Source organism: Xenococcus sp. PCC 7305 (assembly GCF_000332055.1).
Lineage (GTDB): Bacteria > Cyanobacteriota > Cyanobacteriia > Cyanobacteriales > Xenococcaceae > Xenococcus.
Genome location: NZ_ALVZ01000053.1, coordinates 1 through 10,103, shown reverse-complemented (window position 1 = coordinate 10,103; position 10,103 = coordinate 1). Strand labels below are relative to the sequence as shown.

Here is a 10,103-nt window from a genome sequence, read left to right as displayed (position 1 = left end):
CAAGCTTTTCTCAGATGTCTTAGGGCATATTGAGGCGCACATTTTGATACTTCATAGTACCAAGGATATTCTGGTTTGACTAAGGCTACTAACCACTTATGTAAATCTATAGCTGTGGGGAATTTTATTGTTTTATGCGAAGCGGTATCCTTTAGGGCTTCTGGATTATTTTTATTATTGTCTAATATTTGCTTGGTTAAACCTAAACCCCAATTCCAGGCGTGTCTAGCTACTCCTGCATGTTTGGCTAACAGAATTTTTTGTGTATTATTTACTTTTAATTCTGTTTTAAACCCTAACCGCATTTACTTTATCCTCTCGGCAACCTCTTTTAATTCTTTAGTCTTTGATAAGTTCAAATGACCATCCTTAAACAGTCCAAAGTTTATGATCTTTTTCTTCTCTTACCTTCTCCTTGATATTTAGTATTTTTTCTGGAGACTCTAAAAGTAAACTCGATTCTGACATTGTTTATATTTTAGCTAAATGCTTCTGCAAGCTCGTCACTAGAGACCGCAATCGCACTTTCACGCCATTCATGAATAACAGCAGCAACTTCATCCCAATCGTCTGTTGACTGTGCCAAATTCAAAGCCTCATAAACTTCATTTACTAAATCAACTCGTTCTTCCCTGTTAAATTCTTCTATCCATTTAAACTCATTAGTGCTCTCAATTTCTTGCCCTAAAGTGAGCTGAAAAACAACATTAACAAGTTGACTAACTTTATTAGTCTGTTCAATTTCTTTAGCCATATTTGTCATCAACTCTCGTCTCAAAAGAGCAAATGAATCATTATTGCGAGTAATCGTAACAGGCGTTGTTAATGCAGTATCTAAAACGTGACCAGATCTGCGATTTAGCTCGCTAGATGTAAAAATATGATCGCTGAAAATAGCAGTGTTCATAAAGCACAGAGCTCATAACTAATAAAATCTCATTACGTATAATATTACGTAAAAAATTTAATAATAACAAGCAACATACGAGCAAATCCCTCTGCGTCTTTGCGCCTTTGCCCCCATTCGAGGATAAACGCGAGATAATAATCCTATCCCCCCAAACTGTTCTCAAATATGGACTTAATTCTATGTCACCAAATAGCAGATTTTGACGCTTTAGGCGCAGCAGTTGGATTATCCCTACTAAAAAAAGGTGCCAAAATTGTCTTGACTGGCGGTGCTCATGTTACAGTTCGGGAATTTTTGGCCTTGCATCGAGATGAATTTCCGATTATCGAATTACGCAGTCTTTCCCCTCAAACTATTCGATCTATCCTCATTCCCGATACCCAAAAACGCGATCGCCTGGGCAAAGCTGCTGCTTGGCTTGATTTACCCAATGTGCAAAACATCGAAATTTACGATCATCATCTTGATGCAGCATCAGATATCCCGGCGACGCAAACCCATGTCGAAAAACTTGGTGCAGTTACCAGTTTGATTGCAGAATTATTACAAAAAGAGAAGATTAGCCCACCTCCCATTGCCGCAACTGCTATGGCTTTAGGCATTCATGTTGATACAGGCTCTCTAACCTATCAGATGACGACTCCCCGCGATGCTAAAGCTTTAGCTTGGTTGATGGAAATGGGTGCTAATGTTAAAGCGATCGCAGAATATGTGGAACCAGGTTTAGCCCCTCAATTGCGGGAAATGCTACAACAAGCCCTAGCCCAATTAAAAATCAAAGAAATTCGGGGCTATAAAATAACTTCAGTTCTACTGAAAACTGATGAATTTGTGAAGGGTTTATCTAGTCTAGCGGCCCGATTAATTGATCTAACCGAAAGCGATGCTTTGTTACTGGGGCATGAATATCACAGAAAAGATGCTACGAAAATAACTGTGATTGGGCGATCGCGAATTAGAGAAACCAATCTCAATCAATTATTTATTCCCTATGGTGGTGGCGGTCATTCCCAAGCGGCCTCCATGACAACGACGGCAACAGATGCTGAGGAAGTTTTTCGCAGTTTAGTTACAGGATTGCGATCGCAGATTCCCGAACCTCCCACCGCCAGAGATTTAATGTCATCTCCTGTCAGAACAATTCGTCCCGAGACCACGATCAAACAAGCCCAAAGAATTCTCTTTCGTTACGGGCATTCAGGCTTATCAGTAGTTGAAGCCACAGGAAAACTAGTTGGGGTGATTTCCCGTCGAGATTTAGATCTTGCGTTGCATCATGGTTTTTCCCATGCCCCAGTCAAGGGTTATATGTCCCAGAATCTCAAAATTATCAATCCCGAGACGACTCTGCGAGAAATTGAATCTTTGATGGTGACCTATGATCTTGGGAGATTGCCAGTTTTGGACAACCAAGAATTAATTGGAATTGTGACTCGTACCGATGTTTTGCGTCAATTGCATCAAGATCGCGAGGAACTAGAAGAATTATCGGTTAGTCGTGATAGTAAAGCACCTCTCACCTCTTGTTTATTACCCACATTAAAAACTAGATTAGCTAAGCCGATTTCGGAGTTGCTGTCACAAATTGCGATCGCAGCCCAAAATCGGGGTTGGAATTTATATTTGGTCGGCGGGGGAGTTCGGGATCTCTTGCTTAGTGATGATAATGCTCCCTTATTGCTCCAGGATATTGATTTGGTCGTAGATGGTTTCCATCGTGCCGCTGATGATCAAGCAGGAGTTAACCTAGCCCGTTCGATTCAGGAAAAATATCCTCAAGCTCGGCTCTCGATTCACGGTCAATTTCAAACTGCGGCACTGCTTTGGCATAAAGATCCGATATTAGGTAGTCTTTGGTTGGATATTGCCACGGCCAGAACCGAATTTTACCCCTATCCAGCAGCTAACCCAGAAGTGGAGGCGAGTTCCATTCGACAAGACTTGTATCGTCGAGATTTTACAATTAATGCCCTGGCAATTCGTCTGACCCGTCCCGCCAAGGGAGAATTTTCCCGAAAAGGAGATTTATTAGACTTTTTTGGGGGGCTACTGGACTTGCGATCGCGTCAGATCCGAGTGCTTCATGCCAATAGTTTCATCGAGGACCCGACTCGGATCTATCGTGCCGTGCGCTTTGCCGTTCGTTTAGGATTTGAGATTGAAGAACAAACTGTTGAATATATTCGTTATGCGATCGACAGTGGTGTTTACGAGAAACTGAGATTGGGCGATCAGCTGGCCCCGGCATTAACGACTAGGTTGCGGGCCGAATTCAAACATATTTTACAACCTGACTATTGGAAGGCAGCATTACAGTTGCTAGCAGATTTGGGAGCTTTGCGCTGTCTGCATCAGGATTTGGTTTTAACCAAAAAATTATGGTGGGAAGTTCGCTGTGTTTCCCGCTGGTTAAGATATCTCGACCCCGAAAATAAACTACAACATTGGCTAATTCGATTGGAAATATTAATTGCCAATTTACCCCCAACGTCCCGAGAACAGGTTGCCACCAATCTCCAATTGCCCAAGGAAACTATCCAAAGAGTCCAGGAATTAGAGCAAATGGAACTAGAAATTACTGCTCAATTACCAGATTGCCATCTAGCCAGCGAAATCTATCAATTACTCCATTCTTATAAAGATGTGGGCCTGATCTTACTCGCAGTCAGAACTTCCCCAGATAACCGTAAGATTCTCTGGAACTATTTAACCAAATTAGCAAAAGTTCAACCACTACTTAATGGTAATGATCTGAAGCTCTTAGGTTATAAGCCAGGTCGTCAGTATAAAACAATGCTAGATGAGTTGTTAACCGCAACCTTGGATCAGACAATTACTAATCGCGATGAAGCTGAAGCTCTGATTAGATCTAAATATTAAATGAAGGCATAAAACTTCTGCCATCTGCCTTCTGCTTTCTGCCCTCAAGGGCAAAGCCCGTCAACGATCGCCAAAGCAAATTCCTAAACCCCTAGCCGTTTGAACTAAAGTGCCCCCTGGATCAACAGAATAATAATGCTTAATTGCTTCTGCGATCGGCACAGCTTCGACGGATCTATCTCGCCAGGCCACCATGTAGTCGTACTTTTCCTGGGCGATTAATTCCACTGCGGCCACGCCAAAAGCAGCAGCTAAGATGCGATCCAAGGGGGAAGAAGTCCCGCCTCTTTGAGTATGTCCTAAGGCTGTGACTCTAGTTTCAGCACCACTGAGTTTGGTGATTTGTTCTGACAAATACTGCCCAATTCCCCCTAAACGACAATCGACAAAATGTCCTTCTTGTATCGGCTCGCCAAATTCATTACAGACGGCTTCTGAAACTACCGCGATCGAATAATCTCTGCCTCTAGTTTGTCTGGTCTTAATCTGTTGACAAATATTGTCTAACTTATAGGGAATTTCAGGAATTAGAATAATATTAGCTCCGCCGGCGATCCCTGCATTCAAAGCAATATGCCCGGCATCGCGACCCATCACCTCGACAATCATGACTCGACTGTGGCTGGCGGCGGTAAAATGCAGACGATCAATCGCTTCTGTCGCAATATTCACCGCTGTATCGAAACCAATAGAACGTTCAGTCATATTGACATCATTATCAATGGTTTTCGGGATTCCTACGAGGTTAATTCCCCCTTGCTGAGCCAGTTTGCGCAAAATAGCTAAACTGCCGTCTCCGCCAATGCCAATCAGTGCATCTAAATTAAGTTTTTTGTAGCCTTCAATGATTTCGGCGGAACGATCAACCAAAGTTCCGTCAGACATGGGAAAGGCAAAAGGATCTCCTTTATTGGTTGTCCCCAAAAAAGTACCTCCCATCGTAAGGAAAGGATCTACTTTAGAAATTGTCAATTTCATAGCTTCGGGCGGACGAGCCATGAGACCGTGAGTGGCTTTGCAAATACCAAAAACCTCCCAGCCATAGGATTTAATGGCGCAACGAGTGACGGCTCGAATAACTGCATTTAGTCCAGCACAGTCGCCCCCACTGGTGAGAATTCCAATTCTTTTGTGATCCGGCATTTATTAATCTATATACTTTTAAAGATAATTCCCAACATGATATTGTCGAATATTCCGAGAGTATCAGGATTGATTCCTCCGTGCCTCTAAGTTTTTTATCGGTTTTTGAACAATTGTTACCGTATATTTACTGTGATTAAATAAAACTGGAGATTATCCTTATAAAGATCAAGATCATTACTGCGATCGCAAGCCAAGAGAGAAAACAATAACGAGTTAAAGCCAAAGCTTTTTGGATAATAGCAGGAGTTATTTCGCGATCGCAATTTCCCAATAAGGGTTTTTCTTTGATGATACCCCCATAGCTGTTAATGCCCCCCAACTGCACCCCCAAAATAGCAGCATAAACAGATTCACTCCAACCAGAATTGGGACTAGGATCAAGCACTGCATCTCGACGACAAATCGTCAAAACCCGACGAGGGTTGCCAGAAAACAGGGCTAAAGTTAGGACTGTCAAACGACAAGGCAGCCAAGTTAAGCGATCTTCCAATTGGGCACTAAACCATCCCAGATCAGTATAGGGTTCGCGAAGATAGCCAATCATGGAATCCAATGTACTAGCAGCTTTATAGCCGAAAGCGAGGGGAACCGGCCCCACCCCAGGAATCAGAGCGCCGATAATGCCATAAAATAGCGGTGCTGTTACCCCATCCACCGCATTTTCCCCCACGGTTTCCAAAATTGCTCGCAGGATTTCCTTTGAAGAAAGTTGCTCCGTATCCCTACCTACGTAGATACTTAACTTAGAACGAGCTGTTGTCAGATCAAATTCTCGCAAAGGCTCTAAAACATCTTCTGCTGCCACTCGTAGACTTTTTCCGGCAAAGCAACTAGCAAGCAACAAGATCTCAATCCCAATACCGAAACCCAGATTTATTTGAGCCGAGATTTTTATTATTAACCAAGTAATGGTGGCACTACCCAAAATTAAACCCAAACCGAGGATAATACCAGCTAGCCGACGGAGTAAATTATTAGGGACTAGTTTAATCACTAACTGAGTATAATTATGAATAATCCAACCCATAATCTGCACGGGATGAAGCCAAGATCTCGGATCACCAATTACATAATCCCAAATTGATGCCAAGACTAAAATAAACTCAGAAGAAGAGAACAATATAGCTAATTGATAATTAATAATTGATAGTTAACAGTTAATAGTTGGTAGTGGGAAATTGGTGAATGAGTTACTTGTAACTTTTCCTCATCCTTTATCCTTCATCCTTCATCGTTTTATAAACTTTATCGATTAAACAATGAAATTATTTTCTTCTCCTTGGGCAGCTTGCCAACTACGAGCATCATAGTAAAGATCAGCTAAACTAATGCTGTATAATGCTTCCTTTAACTTCTTATGCAATCGCTTCCAAAGACTAAAAGTTACCCAATCTTCTGCCATATTTATATCAGGACGATACTTTGCTAATGGTTCAATAGTTTCTCCTACAGCCTCAAGAATTTGACCTAACGAAATAAGTTCTGGTTTATTTGCTAACTGATACCCTCCTTGGGCTCCTCTAACAGATCTGACTATGCCTGCCCGCCTCATTTCTATCAATAATTTCTCCAAATAAGGTGCCGGGATACCCTGGCGATCTGCGATCGTGTTAACAGATGTCGGGCCATATCCTGGTTGTAAACTAAGGTCTAACAAAGCTTTTACACTATAATGACTGCGAGTTGTTAACTTCATTTTATGGTTTTGAAGATATCAAAGATTGATAAACTATAGCTTATCTTTTACCTTTCAGATGTCATGAGATTAATTTGATATTTTTATCATTTGACTAGATTAAAATATTCCTAATTATTCTCAGATAAGTATAATATAATTTAAAATCCAAAAAGCAATGCAATAGTATATTATTATCTTTAATAAGTATTGCTACCTGGCAAACCTGCTAAATGTAACAAAATTATTAATTGTAGTTTGAGTTAATGACAACAATGAACCAACCAGAACCTTTATTCGGACAAGAGTTAGTAGACAAAGTTAAAGAACTTGGCAACCTCTCTAAAGAGGAAAAAGCAAGAGAATGCGGCTATTACACTGTTACCAAGAACGGTGTAGAAAGAGTTAATATGATGAAATTTCTCAATGCGTTAATAGATGCGGAAGGAATAGAGTTAGATAGCACTTCTAATGGTCAGGGTCGGGGGGGTCGCTCTGCCAGTTATCGTATTAGTGTACAGTCTAACCATAACTTACTCATTGGTTCTGCCTACACAAAAAAAATGGGTCTTAAGCCAGGAGATGAGTTCGAAATAACATTAGGAAGAAAACATATTCATCTTAAACAAATTGGCGGCGAAGAAGAAGAAGAGTAAAAATTTGTAGATTTTTTCGGGTCTCACAATCACCGAACTTATTCTGATTACCCTCAACACTATCTAAAATCGCTTCACTAGTAGCTACAAGCTCGTTTGCTCTCAGCTATAAGCTTTTTTACTTACTATAGTCGAACAAAAGGACAAAACCCTGCTCATAAAGACTGACTAAAAATTAAGACGTTGCTAAGTAATTACTACCAGGCAACGTCTTATATATGTTTTGGCTAGGAAAGCTTTTCGCTACTTTCTAGAAATCCTCAAAAATAGTAGCAATCTCCGATGTTTCCTCGATTCCATTAGGACCATAGATTACATCTTTCCCAAACTGAGTGAGCTCATTATAGGAATCAGCTTCCCAGTTGCGATTAGCCACCAAAGCCCATTCGCCGTCGTCCCAAGCCCAAGGGTAATAGCCGACTCCATGCTCTTGCGCTTCAGCCATAATGACATCGTCGCGAACATCACCACAAGGAGGATGGGTAGGCCCGAACTCTCCAACTACCATTGGTAAGCCTTGTCCTGTTATTGAATCAAAAGCTTCTGCTATTTGATTAGGATCGTCTCCTCCACCGCAATAGAAATGAACACTAAAGACTACGTTTTTCTGAGGGTCGTGATCATAGATTTCTTGCCCATATTCGGCAATTAAGCTGGCCTCTTTGCCGTATCTGAAAGAATCGATAACGAGAGTATTATCAATACCAGCATTCCTGATTCTAGTAATTGCCTCTTTATAGACTTTAGGAAATTCCGCTCGACTAGAACCTTGGGCATAATACCAGTCGCCAAATTCATTAGCAATATTGATCATGAGAGACTCTTCGTATTTCTCCCACATAGCAGATCTATCAGTCCACCATTTGACTCCTCTGTTGAGTAAGTCACTATTATTATTGCTGCCTGTAAAGTCATGGAGTTCGACCATGGGAACCATTTTATTATCAATGGTTGTTTGGATAATTCTTTCTAGAATTGAGTCATTAGTCAGGCTACCATCCTTATGATCAACTTCCCAGACAATTCTTACCGAGTTAAAACCAAAGTCAGCAATATTATCAAGAGAATCGAGAGCTGGAGTTTGACCCCAACTATCAAACCAAACATGTCTATTATTGACACCACGGGCTATAAACTCATTGCCATTAGCATCGTAGACTTTGCCATTAAGAGTAAAGAATCCTGTGGATTGATTATAATCTGGTCGGGATACTTCACCATCTCCTGTAGTAGGCGCAGGAGGTTCCACAACAGGAGGCTCAACGACTGGAGGTTCCACAACAGGAGGTTCAACTACTGGAGGTTCAACGACAGGAGGTTCAACTACTGGAGGTTCAACTACTGGGTTGTCTAGTGGAGGAGATAAATATAGATCATTAACAATATTTACGTAATGGGAATTATCTTTCGTTTTGACTAAATACTCCTGACGAGAATCATCGCGCCAAGTCTGCCATTGACTAGAGCCATCAGAATGAACTTGATTAAATCCATTATCTACTCTTCGCCACAAGTCTTCATCTCCTCTAACTGCCCATAAGACAGCTGTCTGATCCCAAGTATGATACCCATCAGTAATTGCATTATTGGGCGTATCAAATCCTCTGAATACTTCGTGGGCATATTTGACTGGATTAGAGTCTGGTGCGTTTTGTAGACTAGTTCCGCTATACATTTTATAGCCAATTTCAGCCCCAGAAAAGACGATGCGAGTGGGCCAAGTATCTACAACTAGTTGAGTATCTTGAGGTCTACTCTCGGCAAAGTTAAATTCTTTGCCACTATGGGGATATTGACCTCCCATAATCACAGCTTCTTTAACCTTTTGTTCAACTAGTTCCATTCCAGTTAAATCACTATGCTCATCTGGTCCAGAGCGCAGCAAACTAGCCATATTTATTAGATAACCGACACTGACATAAGTAATGGAATTATCTTCTGCAGCAGCTAATGTTGCTCTTAAGACATCAACAGAATCTTCTACTTGACTATCTTCTGGGGTGTCGTGGGGGAACATTTTATGCATATTCCCGCCATACCAAGTTCCATCTTGTTTTAAACCAGAAAGCTTAGTGACACCAATGGGAATATCTGGGCGATTATAGTAAGTATTAATGACATCAACGGTGGAAGCTGTTCTGGGGAAGATAGAGTTGGCATTTGTGACGACAGCACGCAAATTAGCTTCTCCATTATTGGCTAAAGCATGAATCATTGCCAAAGCAGCAACATCGTCAACGTCATTAGACATATCTGTGTCAAAGATAAGCTGTACACCTTTATTGGAGCCAGGATTAGGATTGGGTTCGACAACTGGAGGCTCTACTACAGGAGGTTCAACTACAGGAGGTTCAACTACTGGAGGAGTAGGTGGTGTGGAGCCATCATTCAAAGTAATATATTCAAATTCAGGAGTAGCGTCTAAAGTATTAAAGCCAAAAGAATGTTTTTCGCCAGGAGCTAGGTCCTCATTACCATCCAAATCCAGCACATACTCATATTGTCCGTCGATAGTAGTTTCACTAACAATACTGGCACTCCAAATATCAGTATCTAAGTCTTTAATGGCAAAATCAGATCTAAACTTAATTTCGGCACCGGAGATTTCTGATTCTCCTACATTTTCTACTTCTAGATGCACAGTAGCACCAGAGTTATGAGACCAGGGATCGATTTTTATCTCAACATCAATTTCACCATCACTTGTCGGCTCGACGGGAGGTTCAACTACTGGGGGCTCGACGGGAGGTTCAACAACTGGAGGTTCGACGGGAGTCTCAACAACTGGGGGCTCGACTACTGGAGGTTCAACAACTGGAGGTTCAACAACTGGAGG

The 10,103-nt window shown here is 41.4% G+C and carries 8 protein-coding genes; 2 read left to right on the top strand and 6 right to left on the bottom strand.

All coding sequences use genetic code 11. The features are described 5' to 3' along the window. Both XEN7305_RS01215 and XEN7305_RS01210 read right to left on the bottom strand, forming a co-directional pair. Positions 1 to 305 (bottom strand): helix-turn-helix domain-containing protein (locus XEN7305_RS01215; RefSeq protein ID WP_006507491.1); only part of this gene is annotated, 305 nt, incomplete at its 3' end. A gap of 173 nt (positions 306 to 478) precedes the next feature. Then, positions 479 to 907 carry a hypothetical protein gene (locus XEN7305_RS01210; RefSeq protein WP_006507490.1) on the bottom strand — a complete coding sequence of 143 codons (429 nt, stop codon included), beginning with the start codon at positions 905 to 907 and terminating at the stop codon, positions 479 to 481. Between the two features lie 168 nt (positions 908 to 1,075). Between XEN7305_RS01210 and XEN7305_RS01205 the strand changes: the two genes are divergently transcribed. Beyond that, positions 1,076 to 3,790, top strand: coding sequence for a CBS domain-containing protein (locus XEN7305_RS01205; RefSeq protein WP_006507489.1), 2,715 nt, complete (start codon positions 1,076 to 1,078; stop codon positions 3,788 to 3,790). A gap of 60 nt (positions 3,791 to 3,850) precedes the next feature. On the opposite strand, the gene XEN7305_RS01200 is transcribed toward XEN7305_RS01205, so the two are convergent. The 3 genes from XEN7305_RS01200 to XEN7305_RS01190 form a co-directional block, all read right to left on the bottom strand. Next, positions 3,851 to 4,933: an ATP-dependent 6-phosphofructokinase gene (locus XEN7305_RS01200; RefSeq protein WP_006507488.1), complete on the bottom strand. Its 1,083-nt coding sequence runs from the start codon at positions 4,931 to 4,933 to the stop codon at positions 3,851 to 3,853. 136 nt (positions 4,934 to 5,069) lie between these two features. After that, complete coding sequence (cbiB, locus tag XEN7305_RS01195; RefSeq protein WP_006507487.1) at positions 5,070 to 6,056, bottom strand: adenosylcobinamide-phosphate synthase CbiB; 987 nt, start codon at positions 6,054 to 6,056, stop codon at positions 5,070 to 5,072. Between the two features lie 132 nt (positions 6,057 to 6,188). Continuing rightward, positions 6,189 to 6,632: an RrF2 family transcriptional regulator gene (locus XEN7305_RS01190; protein ID WP_006507486.1), complete on the bottom strand. Its 444-nt coding sequence runs from the start codon at positions 6,630 to 6,632 to the stop codon at positions 6,189 to 6,191. Positions 6,633 to 6,877: 245 nt separating this feature from the next. On the opposite strand from XEN7305_RS01190, the gene XEN7305_RS01185 reads away from it, so the two are divergent. Continuing rightward, positions 6,878 to 7,267, top strand: coding sequence for an AbrB family transcriptional regulator (locus XEN7305_RS01185; RefSeq protein WP_006507485.1), 390 nt, complete (start codon positions 6,878 to 6,880; stop codon positions 7,265 to 7,267). 250 nt (positions 7,268 to 7,517) lie between these two features. Here XEN7305_RS01185 and XEN7305_RS26270 read toward each other — a convergent pair. Then, positions 7,518 to 10,103: cellulase family glycosylhydrolase (locus XEN7305_RS26270; RefSeq protein ID WP_006507484.1), on the bottom strand; the 2,586-nt coding region annotated here is incomplete at its 5' end.